Annotated in this window: 13 protein-coding genes; 3 read left to right on the plus strand and 10 right to left on the minus strand. The window is 63.4% G+C overall.

Annotated elements, in window-relative coordinates; genetic code table 11:
- Positions 1 to 15: 15 nt before the first annotated feature.
- The 10 genes from ACVWWD_RS26430 to ACVWWD_RS26475 form a co-directional block, all read right to left on the minus strand.
- Positions 16 to 2,073, minus strand: coding sequence for a response regulator (locus ACVWWD_RS26430; protein ID WP_352547566.1), 2,058 nt, complete (start codon positions 2,071 to 2,073; stop codon positions 16 to 18).
- A 3-nt stretch (positions 2,074 to 2,076) separates the two neighbouring features.
- The gene (locus tag ACVWWD_RS26435) at positions 2,077 to 7,815 is read right to left on the minus strand and encodes a HAMP domain-containing protein (RefSeq protein WP_457103501.1); all 5,739 of its coding nucleotides are present in this window, start codon (positions 7,813 to 7,815) and stop codon (positions 2,077 to 2,079) included.
- Between the two features lie 193 nt (positions 7,816 to 8,008).
- Positions 8,009 to 8,158, minus strand: a complete 150-nt coding sequence (locus ACVWWD_RS26440; RefSeq protein ID WP_352563602.1) for a hypothetical protein — start codon at positions 8,156 to 8,158, stop codon at positions 8,009 to 8,011.
- A 56-nt stretch (positions 8,159 to 8,214) separates the two neighbouring features.
- Positions 8,215 to 8,502 (minus strand): hypothetical protein, encoded by a 288-nt coding sequence (locus ACVWWD_RS26445; protein WP_015316916.1) that lies wholly within the window; start codon positions 8,500 to 8,502, stop codon positions 8,215 to 8,217.
- A gap of 195 nt (positions 8,503 to 8,697) precedes the next feature.
- Positions 8,698 to 9,021, minus strand: a complete 324-nt coding sequence (locus tag ACVWWD_RS26450) for a DUF2934 domain-containing protein (RefSeq protein WP_023774834.1) — start codon at positions 9,019 to 9,021, stop codon at positions 8,698 to 8,700.
- A 119-nt stretch (positions 9,022 to 9,140) separates the two neighbouring features.
- On the minus strand, positions 9,141 to 9,740 hold the full coding sequence (locus ACVWWD_RS26455) for a BA14K family protein (RefSeq protein ID WP_352547571.1): 600 nt from the start codon (positions 9,738 to 9,740) through the stop codon (positions 9,141 to 9,143).
- A 93-nt stretch (positions 9,741 to 9,833) separates the two neighbouring features.
- Entirely contained in the window at positions 9,834 to 10,358 is a 525-nt protein-coding gene (locus ACVWWD_RS26460; protein ID WP_457103502.1) for a DoxX family protein, read from the minus strand.
- Positions 10,359 to 10,604: 246 nt separating this feature from the next.
- Positions 10,605 to 11,084 (minus strand): tetratricopeptide repeat protein, encoded by a 480-nt coding sequence (locus tag ACVWWD_RS26465; RefSeq protein WP_023784418.1) that lies wholly within the window; start codon positions 11,082 to 11,084, stop codon positions 10,605 to 10,607.
- Positions 11,085 to 11,114: 30 nt separating this feature from the next.
- Positions 11,115 to 12,086, minus strand: a complete 972-nt coding sequence (locus ACVWWD_RS26470; protein ID WP_352552019.1) for an MBL fold metallo-hydrolase — start codon at positions 12,084 to 12,086, stop codon at positions 11,115 to 11,117.
- A gap of 134 nt (positions 12,087 to 12,220) precedes the next feature.
- The gene (locus ACVWWD_RS26475; protein ID WP_352552021.1) at positions 12,221 to 12,466 is read right to left on the minus strand and encodes a DUF680 domain-containing protein; all 246 of its coding nucleotides are present in this window, start codon (positions 12,464 to 12,466) and stop codon (positions 12,221 to 12,223) included.
- 640 nt (positions 12,467 to 13,106) lie between these two features.
- Between ACVWWD_RS26475 and ACVWWD_RS26480 the strand changes: the two genes are divergently transcribed.
- Genes ACVWWD_RS26480 through ACVWWD_RS26490 form a run of 3 tightly spaced genes read left to right on the plus strand, consistent with a single transcriptional unit; the run spans position 13,107 to position 18,379 of the window.
- Positions 13,107 to 17,225: a Pls/PosA family non-ribosomal peptide synthetase gene (locus ACVWWD_RS26480; RefSeq protein ID WP_352552023.1), complete on the plus strand. Its 4,119-nt coding sequence runs from the start codon at positions 13,107 to 13,109 to the stop codon at positions 17,223 to 17,225.
- A 57-nt stretch (positions 17,226 to 17,282) separates the two neighbouring features.
- Positions 17,283 to 17,729: a GNAT family N-acetyltransferase gene (locus tag ACVWWD_RS26485; RefSeq protein WP_352552065.1), complete on the plus strand. Its 447-nt coding sequence runs from the start codon at positions 17,283 to 17,285 to the stop codon at positions 17,727 to 17,729.
- The gene (locus ACVWWD_RS26490) at positions 17,726 to 18,379 is read left to right on the plus strand and encodes a 4'-phosphopantetheinyl transferase family protein (RefSeq protein WP_352552025.1); all 654 of its coding nucleotides are present in this window, start codon (positions 17,726 to 17,728) and stop codon (positions 18,377 to 18,379) included. Before ACVWWD_RS26485 ends, ACVWWD_RS26490 begins: the two co-directional genes overlap by 4 nt.
- Positions 18,380 to 18,583 lie beyond the last annotated feature (204 nt).

Below are 18,583 nucleotides of genomic sequence, written 5' to 3' on the forward strand. Positions count from 1 at the left end.
CCCGAAGCAGGCGCATCAGCGGCGGCGCGAAGCTGATCGAATGGCTGCTACCAGGTGGGCATCTTCGAAGGGCTTGCTGATCAATGCCACGTCGTCAGGGCGGTCCGAGATTTTCTCGGCATCGGCGTAGCCCGTGACGATGAGTGCCGGCCAATCCGCGCGCAAGCTTCGGGCGAAGCGGATGACGTCGATGCCGGAGATGAGCGGCATGGCGAAGTCGGTTACGATTACGTCGAAACGGTCCGGCTCCTTTTCGATGGCGGCAAGGGCCTGGGCGCCGCCCGAAAACGCCGTCACGTCGAAGCCCGATTGCCGCAGCGACATCGCCGTCAACTCCCGCAGGGACTGACTGTCGTCGACGAGCAGAACAGTCGGCAACTCATCCTCGGCCGCCGTCGGGAGGTCCGTGCCGGCATTGTTGGCGGCACTGGCTTCGAAAACAAGCTCATCTTTAGCGGTGACGTCTTGCGCCTCGCGTGAACGGGGCAACCAGAGCTCCATGGTTGTGCCGTGGCCAAGCTCGCTGTCAATCCTGAGCGTGCCACCCGACTGCTTGGCGAAACCATAGACAGTGCTGAGGCCCAGACCCGTGCCCTTCCCGATCGGCTTTGTCGTGAAGAACGGCTCGATCACCTTGCTGATGACATCCGCGGCGATACCTGTCCCGGTGTCCTCGACCGCAAGCCTGACATAGTCGCCCGCGGCAAGCCCCTGGCCGGTGGGGCCGACGCTGCGATTGTGGGCCTTGACGCGGATTGTCCCGCCGGAAGGCATCGCGTCCCGGGCGTTGAAGACCAGGTTCATCAACGCAAGCTCAAGCTGCGCCGGGTCCGCATGCACCGGCCATATATCTTCACCGACATGCCAGTCGAAGCGCACCAAGCCGCCCAGGATCGGCGCCACCAGGCCGGTCATCGTGTCTCCCAGGGTCGACATACGCACGGCAACCGGCTTCAGATCCTGGCGCCTTGAAAAGGCGAGCATCCGCTGGATGAGGTCCTTGCCCTGGGAAGCGGAGCGGCGCGTCATGTCGAGAACCTGGGCCGCCTTGCCGTCGAGGCTCACTTGCCTTTCGAGCAGGCTCAGCCCGGAGAGGATCGCCGCAAGCAGATTGTTGAAGTCGTGGGCAAGTCCGCCGGTCAGCTTGCCGACCGCGTCGAGCCGTTGCGATTGCAGCAATTGGCTTTCCAGATGGCGCTGCTCGGTGATGTCCTGCATGGTGCCCAGCAGCTCGAGCCCGGCGCCATCCCTGGCAACCACTCCCTGGTCGAGGAATATCCGGTATTCCTCATTGGCGCGTCGCCAGCGGAACTCGCACGCATAAGAGCCGGTCTCGTGGGCGGCCGAAAGCGATCTTGTCACTTCCTCCCGATCAGCCGGATGGACCCGGCTGATGCCGAAATCTGGATCCGCCATGAACCGGTCCGAAGAAAATCCCGTCAACCGCTCGACCCCCTTGGAAACATAGGTTGCGGCGAATGGCGCCTCGGCCGTGCGGGCGTGAAAACAAATCGGCAGCGAAGCGAGGATCGTCTCCTGCCGGGCCTCGGAATGCCGCAGCGCCCGCTCGGCGTCGAGCTTGTCGGACGTCGCCTTCAGCGCTCGCTCAAGCAGCAGCTGCTCCCTGGCCGCGTTCCGTTCGATTTCCCTCGTCTTTTCATAGAGATCGACGAAGACCATGACCTTGGACCGTAGCATCGACGGGTCGAATGGCTTGAACAGATAATCCACCGCGCCGGCGTCATAGCCGCGCAACATATGTGCTTCTTCCTTGTTGATGGCGGTCAGGAAGATGATCGGTGTGGCGTTCGAACGTTCGCGCCTCCGGATCAGCGAAGCGGTTTCGTAGCCGTCGAGACCGGGCATCAGCACATCCAGCAGAATGACGGCGAAGTCGTCCTTGAGCAGAAAGCGCAGCGCCTCGTCGCCCGACTGAGCGCAAATCACCTGCCCGACCCCGTCAAGTGCCTCCTCTATGGCAAGGAGATTTCGCGCGTCGTCGTCGACAGCGAGGACGCGAACCGGCCCTAGCTTTTCGAACGGTTCGCTGCTTTCTGCTTCCATCGCGGCCATAGGCTAGATCCGCCGGGGCGCGATCAGATTGCGGTCGTCGCCGTCTGCCCGCGATGTCCCCGCCCGCGAGCGCGAGCGACCGACCCAAACACGCAGCAGGGCGAGGAGCAGGTCGAGGTCGACGGGCTTGGCGATGTAGTCGGACGCGCCGGCGTCCAGACATTTCTGGCGATCTCCTTTCATCGCCTTGGCCGTGACGGAAATCAGCGGAATGTGCGCGATTTCCGGCTGGGAGCGTATCCGGCGCATGGTCTCGTACCCGTCCATCTCGGGCATCATGATATCGATCAGGGCGACATCGACGTTCGGCGCCTCTTCAAGCATGGCTATGCCATCCCGTCCCCGCTCGGCATGCCGCACCTCGATACCGTAGGTCTCCAGCACGCTGGTCAGCGAATAGATGTTGCGAATGTCATCATCGACGATCAGAACCTTGGCTCCGGCCAGATCGGCGTTGTCGAGTTGTTCGGAAGCAAGGATTTCCTTGTCGGGCCGGTCGCCTGGAAGGGCCGCGGACATCAACAAGCCAAGCTGGGAAAAATTGTCGGCACGCGGAACATCGCTGAGCGGCGGATGCAAGGCGATCTGCTGTTGAAAGGCGTCCGGATGGGGCGTGAAGAAGAGCAGGCGCGGGACAAAATCGCCGAACTGCGACATGATCTCATCGAGCATCTGGGCGTTGTCCTTGGCCGAACGGCCAAAACCGAACGCGACGGCGTCATATCCGGCAATACCATCCCCGTCGGCATTAGCCGCGACGCGGCCTATGGCGGTGACCGACGTGACGCCGTCGCGAATGGCTTCCACCAGCGCCAGACGACGCTCGGGATCCGGATCCGCGACCAGCACATTGCGTTGTGTCCTGAGTGTCCTCGACTGAATGTCCTCGAAGACACGCGAGAGTTCGCCGGCGGACACCGGCTTGCTGGAAACGCTTGCGGCGCCTCGGCGTGTGAGAAGCTCGATGTCTTCAGCGCCGGAGATAACGTGGATGGGTATGTTCCTGGTCTTCGGATCGTGCCGCAAAAGGTCGAAAAGGACCCAGCCGTCAATGTCCGAAAGGCCCAGATCCAACGTGATCGCATCGGGCATGAGCTTGCGTGTAAGCGCCAGCGTTCCCGAGCCGGCGGTGGAGAGCACCCCTTTCAATCCGGCCGATCGCGCGAGACCAAGCAGCAGCCCGCCGAAAGTGGGGTCGTCCTCCACGATCAGCACCACCCTGTCCGACGGGTCGATCGCATCACGGTCATCGGCGAGTTCCGGCGTTCCTGTCGTGCTGCTGGCCGCAACGGAAACGGCAGCCGGCGAAAGCTCGATCTGCGGTGCAAGACTGCTGCTGCGCGGGCCATCGAAGGGAATGACAAGCGTGAAGGTCGATCCCGTCCCTGGCTGGCTTTCGACGCGCAACTCGCCGCCGAGCAGGCGGGCGATTTCCCGGCTGATCGAGAGGCCGAGGCCAGTGCCGCCATATTTGCGGCTGGTCGTGCCGTCGGCTTGTTGGAACGCCTCGAAGATCAGCTTTTGCTTGTCCTCCGGAATGCCGATGCCTGTGTCGGTGACGGCGATTGCCAGCGCCTGGGGCAGTGTTGCCGCGCCGTTTCCGCGGCCGGTCCGCTCGGCATGGATGCTGAGCGTCACGTCGCCTTGGGACGTAAACTTGAAGGCGTTGGACAAAAGGTTGAGGACGATCTGCTGCAGCCGTTTTTCGTCCGTACGGATCGTCTCGGGCAGGATTTGATCGATCTCGATCGTAAACCCAAGCCCCTTATCGGCCGCAAGCTGGCGGAAGGTTCGCTCCATATGCTGGCGCAGATGTGCGAGCGGCATGTCGTTGAGCTCGATCGAAACCGTGCCGGATTCGATTTTCGAAAGATCCAGTATGTCGTTGATGAGGCTGAGCAGATCCGTGCCCGCCGAGTTGATCGTGCGAGCGAACTCGATCTGCTTGTCGTTCAGGTTGCCCTGCTGGTTGGTCGCGAGCAAGTTGGACAGGATCAGCAGCGAGTTCAGCGGCGTCCTCAGCTCGTGGCTCATATTGGCCAGGAATTCGGACTTGTACTTGGACGTCAGCGCCAGCTGTTCCGCCTTCTCCTCGAGCGCCCGTCTGGCCATTTCGATCTCGAGATTCTTGTTCTCGACCTGTTTTTTCTCGTTCTCGAGAAGCTGGGCTTTCTCCTGCAATTCCTCGTTGGTGGCGTGAAGTTCTTCCTGTTTTTTGGTGAGCTCGGTCTGGCGCGACTGCAGTTCGGACGTCAGAAGCTGTGACTGCTTGAGAAGCCCTTCCGTGCGCATGGTCGCGGCGATCGTGTTGAGCACGATGCCGACCGATTCCATCAATTGCTCGAGGAACAGGCGATGCGTGTCGCTGAAGCGGCTGAACGAAGCGAGTTCGATGACCGCCTTGACCTCTTCCTCGAACAATGCAGGCAGAACGATAGCGCTGGCCGGCGGTGCTTCGCCGAGGCCCGAGCTGATGCGCAGGAAGCTCGACGGAACCTCGTCGAGCATGATCGCCCGTTTGTCGGCCGCGCTTTGACCGATCAGGCCTTCCCGGAAGTCCACACGCTGGCGAATCTTGGCTTTGCCCTCGGCGGCGTAGGACGCGGCCAGTTCCAGATAGGATTCTTCCTCGTCGCGATTGGTCACGTAGAAAACGCCGTACTGTGCGTTCACCAGCGGCGCCAGCTCCGAGATGATCATGCGCGACACCGTGGCCAGATCGCGCTCGCCCTGCAGCATGCGCGAGAACCGAGCGAGGTTGGTTTTCAGCCAATCCTGCTCGGCATTCTTGAGCGTTTGATCCTTCAGGTTGCGGATCATCTCGTTGATGTTGTCCTTGAGCGCCGCGACCTCCCCGGAAGCCTGGACGCTGATGGAACGGGTAAGATCGCCCTTGGTGACCGCGGTCGACACCTCTGCGATGGCCCGCACCTGTGTGGTCAGGTTCGCCGCCAGCTGATTGACGTTGTCGGTCAGGTCGCGCCACAGGCCGGCGGCGCCAGGCACCCTCGCCTGGCCGCCGAGCTTGCCCTCGATGCCGACCTCGCGGGCGACGTTGGTCACCTGATCGGCGAAGGTCGCCAGCGTTTCTATCATGCCGTTGATGGTGTCAGCCAGGGACGCGATCTCGCCCTTGGCATCGACGGCGAGTTTGCGCTTGAGATTGCCCTGCGCCACTGCGGTGACGACATCGGCGATGCCGCGCACCTGGTTGGTCAGGTTGGTCGCCATGAGGTTGACGTTGTCGGTCAGGTCCTTCCATGTGCCCGCCACGCCCTCGACCTGTGCCTGGCCGCCGAGCTTGCCCTCGGTGCCGACCTCGCGCGCCACACGCGTCACCTCGCCGGCAAAGGAGTTGAGCTGGTCGACCATGGTGTTGATGGTGGACTTCAGCTCCAGGATCTCGCCCTTGACGTCGACGGTGATCTTCTTCGACAGGTCGCCGCGCGCCACCGCGGTCGTCACATCGGCGATGTTGCGCACCTGGCCGGTCAGATTCTCGGCCATCGAATTGACGTTGTCGGTCAGGTCCTTCCATGTGCCGGCGACGCCGCGCACCTGTGCCTGGCCGCCAAGCTTCCCCTCGGTGCCGACTTCGCGCGCGACACGCGTCACTTCCGAGGCGAAAGAGTTGAGCTGATCCACCATCGTGTTGATGGTGTCCTTGAGTTCGAGAATTTCGCCGCGAACGTCGACCGTGATCTTTTTCGACAGGTCGCCCAGCGCAACGGCGGTCGTCACTTCCGCGATGTTGCGGACCTGGCCCGTCAGATTCGCGGCCATGGCGTTGACGTTATCCGTCAGGTCCTTCCACGTGCCGGCGACACCGCGGACCTGTGCCTGGCCGCCAAGCTTGCCGTCCGACCCCACTTCGCGGGCCACGCGCGTCACCTCGGATGCGAAGGAGTTCAGCTGGTCCACCATCGTGTTGATGACGTCCTTGATCTGCAGAATCTCTCCCAGCGCATCGACGGTGATTTTTTGGGTGAGATCGCCGGTCGCGATCGCGGTCGCGACCTTGGAGACATCGCGCAACTGCACGGTCAGGTTGCCGGCCATGGCGTTGACGTTATCGGTCAGGTCCTTCCAGGTGCCGCCGACCCCCTCGACATGGGCCTGGCCGCCGAGTTTTCCCTCCGAGCCCACTTCGCGGGCAACGCGGGTGACTTCGGAGGCGAATGAGTTGAGCTGGTCCACCATCGTGTTGACGGTGTTCTTGAGCTCGAGGATTTCGCCCTTCACGTCGACCGTGATCTTCTTTGAGAGATCACCCCGCGCAACAGCCGTCGTCACATCGGCGATGTTGCGTACCTGGCCAGTGAGATTGGCGGCCATCAGATTGACGTTGTCGGTCAGGTCTTTCCAGGTGCCTCCGACGCCACGGACTTCCGCCTGGCCGCCGAGCTTTCCCTCGGTGCCGACCTCGCGCGCGACGCGCGTCACTTCCGAGGCGAAGGAATTTAGCTGATCCACCATCGTGTTGATGGTATTCTTGAGCTCCAGGATCTCGCCCTTCACGTCGACCGTGATCTTCTTCGACAGATCGCCAAGAGCCACGGCGGTGGTCACTTCGGCGATGTTGCGCACTTGGCCGGTCAGGTTGGCCGCCATTGAATTGACGTTGTCGGTCAAATCCTTCCAGGTTCCGGCGACACCCCGCACCTGCGCCTGGCCGCCAAGCTTTCCCTCCGTGCCGACCTCGCGCGCGACGCGCGTCACCTCGCCGGCAAAGGAGTTGAGCTGGTCGACCATCGTATTGATGGTGGACTTCAGCTCCAAAATCTCTCCCTTCACGTCGACGGTGATCTTCTTCGACAGGTCGCCGAGCGCCACCGCGGTCGTCACATCGGCGATATTGCGGACCTGGCCGGTCAAGTTGGCGGCCATCAGGTTCACGCTGTCCGTCAAATCCTTCCAGGTGCCACCCACGCCCTCGACGCGGGCTTGGCCGCCGAGCTTTCCCTCGGTGCCGACTTCGCGCGCGACGCGCGTCACCTCGCCGGCAAACGAGTTGAGCTGGTCGACCATGGTGTTGATGGTCGACTTCAGCTCCAGGATTTCGCCCTTCACGTCGACGGTGATTTTCTTCGACAAATCGCCCGAAGCGACGGCGGTGGTCACCTCCGCGATGTTGCGCACCTGGCTCGTCAGGTTGGTCGCCATCGCGTTCACATTGTCGGTCAAGTCCTTCCAGGTGCCCGCCACCCCCTTGACCCGGGCCTGGCCGCCGAGCTTGCCCTCGGTGCCGACCTCGCGCGCCACGCGCGTCACCTCCGAAGTGAACGAGGCGAGTTGCTCGACCATCGTGTTGACGATCTTGCCGATCCGCAGGAATTCGCCGCGCAGCGGCCTGCCGTCGATCTCCACCATCATGGTCTGGGACAGATCGCCCTTGGCGACGGCGCCAATGACCCGGGCCACTTCGGCGGTCGGTTGCACCATGTCCTCGATCAGGTCGTTGACCGATCTGACACTTGATTCCCAGCTACCTTTGGCGTTCCTGACATGGCCGCGCTCGCTGATGCGCCCGTCTTTGCCGACCACCCGGCTGAGCCGCGCGAATTCCCGCGTCACCTGGTCATTGAGTTCGACGATTTGGTTGAACGTGTCTGCAATCTCGCCACTCAGCCCATCATAGACGTTTTCGATACGGACGGAGAAATCGCCGTTTCGAAAGGCTTTGAGAGCGCTGAGAATTTGTCGAGAGTCCAGTTGTTCTTTTGGTAACCGAGATACGCCCAAAAACCCCTCCACGCGGACCCCACGGCCGGATCAGGCCGAAGCTCCTAACGCGTGGCCGCATATTTTGTTCCATATGATTTGCCAGCGCTGCTGAAAGGCCTCGCAGCGCTTTGCTGGCCCCCGGGAGGACGAAGGAGGCGGGTTGGCCTACAGCGGTCTCGGCCTCTGTCTACCGCTATGCACGGCGATCGCCTCAATGCCGCTTGAAATACTGCACTTGCCTTTCGTGCTTCTCCGCCGCTTCGCGGCTGTCGAACGTCCCCAGATTCCGCCGCTTGCCCGTCTTCTCGTCCTTCTTCCTTGAATAAAGCCGGTATTTCCCGTCTTTCAGCTTCCTGCTCATCAGTCGCTCCCCAGGAAAGGAGGAAGGGCCCGGCGATCGCCGGGCCCTACCTATTGTCAGTCGCGGTGTTCGGGCATGGCTTTCAGCTGGTCCTTGGTCCAACTGGTCACGGCATGGACGTCGCCGTCCTCGTCACGCATGAAATCGAGTTCGTTGGCGGCGACGGCGACAGGCTTGGCGCCGATGCCGAGGAAACCGCCGACGTCGATGACGACCTGGCTGCTGCCATGCATATGGTCGACGGAGCCGATCTTCTCGTCGTTGGGACCGTAGATGGTCGCGCCTTCAAGCGTGTCCGGGGTCAGTTCGGCGCGGCTAAGCCTTACGTGGTTGGCGTGGTCCATGAGTGCATCTCCTTTGGGGTGGGGACAGGGTGAACCTCCGAGGCGGCCAAGGGTTCCGACATTGTCGGAGATGACCAGGGATAGCGCTCCAAGAGAGCGCCGGCTTCGCGACAGTCATGGCTTTGCGCTGGGTGGCTCGATGAATCATCTTGTCATCGAGTTGCGCCAACCCGTTGTTTCGAAAGGCTCGCGCGTTCAGCGCCCGCGCTTTGGCTTGAGGCTGCGTGCGGCTTGCTCGATCGCGGCGCGGTCGGTACCGAGGCGGTCGATCAGCTCCTGCGCCTCCTCGCCCGTTATGCCCGCGCGGATCGCCAGTTCCTCCACCGTCAGAACGTCGGAACTGGCGATCTCGCCGGTTTGCGGCAGCGCGTCATCCGCCGTCAGCGGCAGGGCGGCTTCCCTGTCGATCTCCATCTCGGCCCGGCGCCAGTGCCGCTCATGGTCGCCATGCGCCCCGCCTTCGCGTTGCCAAATCTCGTAGGCGCGGTTCCTGATCTTGTCGTCGCGGTCGTCGCTCATGTCATTCCTCCACTCATGTGAGGCATGAACGCGGCGCCGATGCTAACGATCCAAAAAATTTGCGTGATCGTCGCGATGACCAGATGCACCCTTCAGCCACGCCTGCCCGGCACCGGCGGCTATTCGCACTGGCGCCTGGGTCCGCCGGAATATGGCTGGTAGCTGTTGTCGTCGGGCCGGTAGGAGCGGTAGCGGCTGAAGCAGGAATCGACATGGTCGGCGGAAAGCGCCGTCGTGGCGACTGCCGGGGCGACACCGCCCTCGACATAGCTGATGGCTGCCGATGGCTGCGCGCCCTGGTCGGCGCCGGCATCGAGATAGGGTGAGACGCAGGGGCGCTGCTGCCCGCTGTAGGACATGTAGCTGTTGTCGTCGGGATGGTAAGAGCGGTAACGGCTGGCGCACCACCGGACATGGGACGCCGGCAGCGCGTCGGCTCCAGCCGCCGGCGCGATCGATCCGGTCGCGGTGGGATCGGGTGCCTGCGCCTTGACGGCGACCTCGGGCGGAGCGGGCTGGTCGGCCGGCAAGCGTTGCAGATTTTGCGCCGCCTTGTTCACCGGCCGCGCGTCCCTGGTCCACAGTTCCGCCACGCTGAGGGTCGGCCTTGCCTCATGCGCGGGCTTGGCGGCGAGCAGCCAGGCGGCAAAGCCAAGCCCGCTGCCGAAGACCGCAAGGGTCAAGACAAAGCCGCCGACCAGTGCCAATATCGCTTTCACGTCGCCCTCCTTGAGTCCCTGCTTATAGAATGCGGAGCATCAAGGCTGGTTCCAGCAAAGTGCGTGTGGCGGGCGTATGAACGGGTCGCGGCCTCAGCTTCTCCTCAAACCGGCAGCCTCACCTCTGGGGTTCTCGACCGCCAGCAGCAATGCCACCGTTTCCCTATCGCGCTGGCGCTGCCGCAGGGTGCGGGCCAGCAGCCAATCCAGCGAGAGCCGGCCGGCGCCGGCGACGGCCAGCACGAACATGCCGCCGGCGATCGCCAGATCCTTTTCGAAATTCAGCAGCTCGCTCTGGCTGGCGAAGTTGGTGTGGAACAGTGTAGCCGTTGCCAGGCAGAAGAGGCCGAGGCCGATCGCCCCCAGCCTCGTCAGCACGCCCGTTGCCACCGAGAGCCCTGCCCCCAGTTGCAGCGCGATGGTGGCGACGAACAGCGGTAGCCCGACGCCTTGCGCGGCCATCGCCTTGGCGGCGCCGTCGAAATGAGTGGCCAGCGTCACCCCCTCATGCAGGAAGATGAAGGACATGAGCAGGCGGCCGGCAAGCAGGGTCAGATCCCTGACATAGAGTCTGGTGGCGAGGGCGTGCAGCTTCGCGGCGCGTTCGTTCAGGGTCATGGTCAGCCTCCGATATTTTGACACCGTGGAGGCGCCACGCGGGAACGGCGCCTGCCGAATGTGCTGACTAAAAGGGCCGGAGCCGGCTCGAGGGAGAGGCGCCGGCTCCGGCAGTGGGCGCCAGCCACGAGCGCCCGAACTTTGCGATCCATCGGGGTTGGCGCAAGGCGCCTCATCCGTCGCTTCGCGTCCAGCTTCTCCCCGAGGGGATTGCCCGAATTGCCATTCGCAATCCGGGGGGAGAACTTACTTCGTCACCTTGGTGTCGATGGCTTTCCGCAGGTCCGAAAGCTCGTCGCAGCCGGCGGGGCAGAGTTTCTGCAGGGAGGCCAATTGCTCATCGGCCTTGGCCATGTCGCCGCTCTCGACATAGAGCTCGCCCAGATATTCGCGGGCGGCCTTGTGGTCGGGTTTCAGCTCCAGGGCCTTGTTGTAGTAGGTCAGCGCGGTGGTGAAGTCGCCGGTCTTGCGCAGCGTGAAGCCGAGCAGATTGTAGACGTCGGCCTGCTGGTTGTCCTGTGCGAGGTCGCGCAGATCCGCCAGCGCGCCCTTGTAATCCTTGGCGTCGATCTTGGCCTTGACGGCGGTGAGGTCGGGCGCGTCGGCACCCTCGATATCATCGACCGCATAGGCCGGGATGATGGTTGCGACGGGAACCACGGTCAGCACGGCAATGGCGCCGAGCAGGCCAAACAGGGCGTGCTTGCCCAGATAGCATTGTTTCATTGTCTGTCTCGCTAGGATTGAGTTACCCGTTCAAATTTGAACGGGAGAGAAGCCGTAGGCATTGCCGTCCTTGACGAAGACGCCGGTGCCCGGGAACGGGAAGTGCGAACCGGAAATGCGGATGTTGTCCGCGATCACCCGGTCGATAATCTGGTGGCGCGTGGCGATCGCCGTCGGCCCGTCCTGGTCATAGGCACCCTGCCATTCCGGATGCGGCGCGAGAAGCGCCGGCACATACATGGTGTCGGCCGAGATCATCAGTTGTTCCTTGCCGGAATTGGCGAGGTACACCGAATGTCCCGGCGTGTGGCCGGGGGCTGCGATGATCTGGATGCCGGGCGCGACCTCGGCGCCGTCCTCGACCAGCTTCCAGTTCTTCCATTTCGGGAAGTTTTCGGCGATGCGCTTGCCCGCCGGCTTGCGGCCCTCGGGCAGCTTGGCCAGCCTGCTGGGGTCGGTCCACCACTTGTATTCGGTGGCGTTGACGATCAGCTCGGCATTGGGGAACACCGGCGTGTTGGTGCCCTTCTCCATCAGGCCCCAGACATGGTCGGGGTGGAAATGCGAGATCATGATGGTGTCGACCGCCTTGTAGTCGATGCCGGCGGCGGCCATGTTGGCCGGCAGATGCGTGGCATTGGCCTGCCACTGGCCGACGCCCGAGCCGGCATCCATCATGATCAGCTTGCCGCCCATCTTGAGCACGGCGACGGTGAGCGGAATGGGCATGAAGTCGGTCGTCAACCCCGCCTTGGCGAGCGCTGCCTTGGTATCATCGACCGAAACATCCTTGATGAAGGCCGGGTCGTGCGGCTTCTTCCAGATGCCGTCATAGATGGCGGTCACCTCGATATCGCCGACCGTGTATTTGTAGAAGCCGACGGTGGGTTCCACCGGCGTCTGCGCGAAAGCGGGCCGGGTGAATTCCAGCTTGCCGGCAAGGCCGAAGGCGGCAGCGGCGGCGCCGGATTGAAGCACTGTGCGGCGTGACATGCTGAACATGGTGATCTCCTCTGTTGAGTGGTGACTATGGCGCGAAAGGTCGAAGGGAATGACGGAGCGCCAAGCCCCTGGCCCTCCGTCGCTGGTCGCGGGATCGGATCGGCGCCGTCGGGATCCGGTGCCGAGTCGTGAACTCAGTTGCCCCAGATGCCCTGGCCGGGTTCCTTCGCATCGGATTTGGTCGCCGGCCGGCTCGGCCCGGTCGTCACCTTGGTATCGACGCCATGACGACGTGCCGTGTAGGGGATCGAGGCGGTGGCATTGGTGTCGACAGCGGCGCCAGGCTGGTTGACGTTATCGGCGCCGAAATGGTCGCTGCCGGCAAAGGCAGAAGTCGAGGCAAGCAACATCGCAGCCACGCTGAGAGCGAGCTTGGTCATTTCGGTAAATCCTTGTTTCGTTTTCTTAGGGTCGCGGACCGCAAGATTGCTCCGCTTGCAGAGAAGACCCGCAAGGGCCGCGCTTTATTCCCGGGCGGTATGAGATTTTTCTGGAAGGGCTGAAATTGAGGGAAGCGGTCCTACGGAAGACTGCCCAGACACAATTCAGAAACAAGATTCAACAGTTCGGAAAAACTGGCGAAAAGATCGGCTGGCATAAGCATCCCTCAACGGCCGGAAATCTGGCCGCCGCACCAGCACGGACACAGGCGCACGGACACAGGCGCACGGAATTGGGTACGGCAATGCAAAGAGGTTCGAACGGATCGACGGGTGCCCTGCCCTGCATGTCGCTCGCCGCCGGTAGCGCCCAGGCAACGCGCGCGCTTGCGCGATGCGCCGATGCTCCCGAAACTGTGAAGACGGAGCGGTCGATTCCGTGATAACCGCCCGGCCAAAGAGGGTACGGCCGGCGATCGCCGGCCTGAATTCCCGAATCTTCCGTTCTGGAAGCTTCGGTCATTCCCCCTCCATGAACAACGATGAAATTGCAGCGACGGCACAGTCGGCAATGCCCGCCGGCGCGGCGGCGTGACCGAGATGTGCCTGTAACGGCTTGCCAGGACGAGAAAGTTTGGAAATGGACCACGGTATCGATATCGCCGAACTGGACAGGGAAGCGGCAAGAGCGGGCACAGGGCCCGAGACCAGCCCCGACAGCATCGATGCACTTGCGGCAGTTGCAGCCGGAGCGCACGGCCAAGTTCTGGCGGGCGCCGATTTTGCCCGAGCGGGTCAGCCGGACGAGCGGCTCGACAAGGTCTTCGAGCAACTCGCCGAAACATTCGCCACGCTGCCGGCGGTGATCTCCGAGGGCCGCACCTGGACCTATAGGGAACTGGACAAGCGCGCCAACCAGTTCGCTCGCCTGCTGGTCAAGCGCGGCGTGCGGCCTGGTCACCGTGTCGGGCTCATCCTCGACCGGTCCGCCGAAACCTATGTGGCCCTGCTCGCCGTGGTGAAGGCAGGCGCCGCCTTCGTGCCGCTGGCCACCGCCTTTCCGCAAGAGCGCATCGCGCTCATCATCGAAGACGCCAGCGTCAGCCTGGTCGTCACCATCGCCACCTACGCGTCGCGGGCTGACCAGCTGCCGGTTCCGCACCTGTTGATCGACAGCGCCGCCGCCGAAATATCAGCCCAGTCCGACGCGCCGCTGAAGCCGCACAAGGCGCCGGCCCCCGCTGAGGTCGAAGACATCTGCTATATCCTCTATACATCGGGCACCACCGGCAGGCCCAAGGGCGTCGCCATCCGCCATCAAAGCTTCGTCAACTTCATCCGCGTCGCCGCCGCATCCTATGGCTACCGGCCGGGCGATCGCGTCTACCAGGGCATGACCATCGCGTTCGACTTTTCCTCCGAGGAGATATGGGTGCCGTTCGTCGCCGGCGCGACGGTCGTGCCGGCACCAGGCCAGATGCCGCTCGTGGGCGAAGAGCTCGCCGATTTCCTGCGCCATCACGACATCACCTGCATGGCCTGCAGCCCGACGCTTCTGTCGTCCATGACATCGGACGTGCCCAGCCTTCGCACGCTGCTGGTCGGCGGCGAGGCCTGCCCGCACAATCTGGTGGTGCGCTGGTCGAAGCCCGGGCGGCAGATCCTCAACACCTATGGCCCCACCGAGGCGACCGTCACGGCAACCATGGGTGCACTGACGCCGAACCGGCCGGTGACGATCGGCGCGCCGCTGCCCACCTATTCGATCGTCATTCTCGACCCTTCGCTGCCTCAGCTTGCCGAACCTGGCGAACTGGGCGAGATCGGCATTGCCGGCATCGGGCTGGCGGTCGGCTATCTCAACAGGCCGGACCTGACCGAACAGAAGTTCATCACCGATTTCCTCGGCCTGCCGAACAACCCGTCGAAGCGCATCTACCGCACCGGCGACCTTGGCCGGATCAGCGACGCCGGCGAGATCGAGTATGCCGGGCGCATCGATACCCAGGTGAAGATCCGCGGCTATCGCATTGAACTCGGCGAGATCGAGGCCGTGCTGCTCGACCAGCCCGAGATCGCGCAGGCCGCCGTCACCACCTGGGAGATCGAGCCCGGCCGCGTCGAACTCGTTGCCTATTACGCGCCCAAGGCCGGCCAGCCGCCGCTCTCGCGCGCCGACATCGCCCAGACGATGAAGCGGCGGCTGCCGGATTACATGGTGCCCTCCTATCTTGAGGAACTGCCGGCGATCCCGATGACGGTCTCCAACAAGGTCGACCTTCGCCAGTTGCCCAAACCGACCAGCGTCCGGCTCTCGGCCGACCGCGCCATGGTGCCGCCCGGCAACGACGACGAGCGTTTCCTGGCCGACGCGCTATGCGCCGTGCTGAAATTCGACCACGTGTCCGTCGAGGACAATTTCTTCGACGATCTCGGCGCCAACTCGCTGCTCATGGCGCATTTTTGCGCGCGCGTGCGCACGCGAAAGGAATGGGCGACGACGTCGATGCGCGACATCTATCTCTACCCAACGGTGGCGCGCCTGGCCAAGCACCTGAGCGTGGCGGAAGAGATGACGACGGCCACCAACGAGCCCGTTCTCACCCGCCAAGCGTCCAATTTCGTCTACTGGACCTGCGGCGCGGCGCAGTTGCTGTTTTACGCAGCCTACAGCTACGTGGCCTTGTGGGCGATCAATGACGGCCTCAACTGGGTCTATGACACGCTCGACGACCCGCTGCAGCTTTATTTCAGGTGCGTGGTGCTCTCGGCCGGTGTGTTCTTCGGCATGTCGGGCTTTGCCGTTGCCGCCAAATGGGTGCTGGTGGGCCGCTGGAAAGCGGAAGCGTTCCAGATCTGGGGCCTGCGCTATTATCGCTTCTGGGTGGTCAAAACCTTGATCCGTACGGCACCCGTCGTGCTGTTCCGCGGAAGCCCGCTCTACAGCCTCTATTTGCAGCTTCTGGGAACCAGGATCGGCAAGAACGTGGTCATCGAATCCCGCGCCGTTCCGGTGTGCACGGACCTGATTTCAATCGGCGACCGAACGATCCTGCGCAAGGAATCGCTGATCCTGGGCTATCGCGCCCAGGCCGGCTATATCCATACCGGGCCGCTGACCATCGGCCGCGATGCCTTCGTCGGCGTCGGCTGCACGCTCGACATCGACACCGCGATAGGCGATGGCGGCCAGCTCGGTCATTCCTCCTCGCTGCAGCGCGGGCAAAGCATCCCCGACGGCGAACACTGGCATGGATCGCCCGCGGTGCCGACCACGGCGGACTATTGCAAGGTGCGCAATGTCAATCCTCCCCGCATCCGGCGCTTCCTCTACGAGGCCGTGCAGCTGATAGGACTGTTTGCCATCGTCACCCCGTTGCCGCTTTTGTTCCACAGCTATTGGGAGAATGTCGGCGACGACTATCAGGAGACGATCGGCATTGTGGCGATCGGCACCACGGTCACGCTGTTCGGCTACATCGTCGCGGCTTTTTTCGCCGCCACGGTAGTGCCGCGCCTGTTCAGCCTGATCCTGAAACCCGGCCGTACCTACACGCTTTATGGCTTCCGCTACTGGCTGCAAACGGTTGCCGAGTTCTCGAGCAACTCGCGCGTGCTCGGCCTGCTGTTCGGTGACAGCTCGGCTATCGTCCATTACATGAGCGCCATCGGCTGGAACCTCAACAAGGTGGTGCAGACAGGCTCCAATTTCGGCTCCAACCAGCAACACGAAAACCCGCTGCTATGCGAGATCGGCACCCAGACCATGGTGTCAGACGGGCTTTTCATGATCAACATGCACAAGTCCGCTTCCGCGTTCCGGCTCGAGCCGACCCGGATCGGCGAACGCAACTATCTCGGCAACAACATCTACTATCCGCCGGATGGACGCACGGGCGACAACGTCCTGCTCGGCACCAAGGTGATGGTCCCCATCGACGGGCCATTGCGCGAGAATGTCGGCCTTCTGGGCTCGCCGCCCTTTGAAATCCCACGCATGGTGAACCGCGACAAGGAACTCATCGCCGGCATCGACGAGCAAGACCGGCGCCAGCGCATCCCGCTCAAGAACCGTCACAATCTGGTGACGATCCTCCTGTTCGTGGCGACGCAATGGGTCATGCTGTTCGCCACGCTGGCGATCTGGGACCGCGCACTGAACTACTACACCGAATGGGCTGAGATCGCCCTCTTCGTGGCGGTGCTTTTGACCTCGGCGATCACCATTCCGTTCTACATCTTCGTTGAGCGGGCAAGCCTCGGTTTTCGCAAGCTGAAGCCGCGGATAACGACGATCTACGACGTCACCTTCTGGCGTCACGAGCGCCACTGGAAGCTCGCGGATTCGCCTGTTGTGCGCCTGTTCGCCGGCACGCCGTTCCGGCCGATGATCCTGCGCATGCTCGGGGTCCAGGTGGGTAAGCGCGTCTATGACGGCGGCGCCAACCTGACCGAGCGTTCCCTCGTGGTGATCGGCGACGACGTCACGCTCAATGAAGGCTGCGTCATCCAGGCCCACTCGCTGGAAGAAGGTGCGTTCAAGTCCGACTTCATCCGTATCGGCGATGGCTGCACGCTCGGACCGTCCGCCTTTGTCCATTACGGCGTGGTGATGGGCAAGGGATCGATGGTCGATGCCGATTCCTTCGTGATGAAGGGCGAGGAGTTGGAGCCCAACTCGATCTGGCGCGGCAACCCGGCCAAGCTGCACCGGTTCGTCGAGCCGGTCATGGAAGACGGCTCCAGGGCGTCGTCCTGACCCTCGATCCCGATCGTCGGAGGCCACGTGGCAGAGCGATCCGGAAGCACCGTGGACATCCGGATCGGCCCGGTCACCCCAGCCAATCGCGCTTTGGTTACCGCATTGCGGCTGGCGCCGGAGCAGATGGACTTCGTCGCCAGCAACGCAGCCTCCCTGCGTGAGGCCAAATCCGATCGCGGCGCGCGGCCACGCGCGGTCATGGCAGGCGAACAGATCGTGGGGTTCGTGATGTACGAGGCGCCGCGGGACGATGACGAGGCGCGCATCTACCGCTTGATGATCGACCGCGCCTGGCAGGGCCGGGGCTACGGCAAGGCCGCATTGCGTGAAGTGCTGAAGGAAATCGGTGGGCTCGGCCACATCAGGCACGTGTCGATCTGCTACGAACCGGAGAATGAAGCGGCACGGCGGCTCTATCGCAGCGCCGGTTTCGTCGAACAGGGGCTCGACGAGGACGGCGAAATGATCGCGGATCTCATTCTGCCCACCGGCCACCGATGACGCCGCCCGCCGAGCCGTCCGAGGAAATCGCCCTGGCGCGCGCCATGGCCGCCATGGCTCCGGCCGGGGTCCGTACCGGTTGCCGGATCATCCGCGAAGGCGACGAGACCCATCTGTTGCCGGCGGAAGCACGCTCCATCCCCGCTCGCCAGCTGTCCATGCGGCGGGCCAGCGGCGGGGCGCGATTGATCGCGCACCGGCTGCTGACGGATGCCGGCTTCGACGGTTTCGCCCTCTTGCGCGGGCCGTCCGGTGCACCCGCCTGGCCGGAGGGGATAACGGGCTCGCTCGCGCATGACGACGACATGGCCGTGGCGGCGGTCGCGGCTGTTGCCGGCATCGGCTCGCTCGGCATCGACGTCGAGCCGGCGCTGGCCCTGCCCGATGAGATTTTCTCGCTCGTGGCAATTCCCGAGGACCGGATCGACGCCGCCGACCGGCAGCTCGCCGGCCGCATCCTTTTCGCCGCCAAGGAAGCGGTCTACAAGGCCGCCTATCCGCTGGATCGCGAGGTGCTGGGCTATGAGGATATCGGCGTGGACCTCAAGGCCGGCCGCGCGACGACAACGACAGGCCGCAGCGTCAGCCTGGTCTATTGTACTGCCCCGCGTGTCGTGGTGTTGGCGTTTGTCGAGGGTGATAGGGTTTAGCGAGGGCGGACGCGGTTATCCCGCTGCGCAGCGATCTCCGGCGTTGGCGCTGCCCCTCACTGTCCTGCCGGACATCTCTCCCCGTATAGTGACGGGGAGAGAGGACCAGCTGCAACGCCGTTGGTCTTCCCGCAACGCACGAGATTGGCGAAATCGGCGGCGGCAGCGCCCCTCTCCCGTCACTATACGGGGAGAGGATGCCGG

Source organism: Mesorhizobium sp. URHB0026 (assembly GCF_054059755.1).

What these genes read in the sequence shown, in the direction of transcription:
- ACVWWD_RS26480 (WP_352552023.1), top strand. Translation starts at nt 13,107, where the DNA reads ATGGACCACGGTATCGATATCGCCGAACTGGACAGGGAAGCGGCAAGA.
- ACVWWD_RS26445 (WP_015316916.1), bottom strand. Translation starts at nt 8,502, where the DNA reads ATGGACCACGCCAACCACGTAAGGCTTAGCCGCGCCGAACTGACCCCG.
- ACVWWD_RS26465 (WP_023784418.1), bottom strand. Translation starts at nt 11,084, where the DNA reads ATGAAACAATGCTATCTGGGCAAGCACGCCCTGTTTGGCCTGCTCGGC.
- ACVWWD_RS26490 (WP_352552025.1), top strand. Translation starts at nt 17,726, where the DNA reads ATGACGCCGCCCGCCGAGCCGTCCGAGGAAATCGCCCTGGCGCGCGCC.
- ACVWWD_RS26460 (WP_457103502.1), bottom strand. Translation starts at nt 10,358, where the DNA reads ATGACCCTGAACGAACGCGCCGCGAAGCTGCACGCCCTCGCCACCAGA.
- ACVWWD_RS26470 (WP_352552019.1), bottom strand. Translation starts at nt 12,086, where the DNA reads ATGTTCAGCATGTCACGCCGCACAGTGCTTCAATCCGGCGCCGCCGCT.
- ACVWWD_RS26475 (WP_352552021.1), bottom strand. Translation starts at nt 12,466, where the DNA reads ATGACCAAGCTCGCTCTCAGCGTGGCTGCGATGTTGCTTGCCTCGACT.
- ACVWWD_RS26430 (WP_352547566.1), bottom strand. Translation starts at nt 2,073, where the DNA reads ATGGCCGCGATGGAAGCAGAAAGCAGCGAACCGTTCGAAAAGCTAGGG.
- ACVWWD_RS26450 (WP_023774834.1), bottom strand. Translation starts at nt 9,021, where the DNA reads ATGAGCGACGACCGCGACGACAAGATCAGGAACCGCGCCTACGAGATT.
- ACVWWD_RS26440 (WP_352563602.1), bottom strand. Translation starts at nt 8,158, where the DNA reads ATGAGCAGGAAGCTGAAAGACGGGAAATACCGGCTTTATTCAAGGAAG.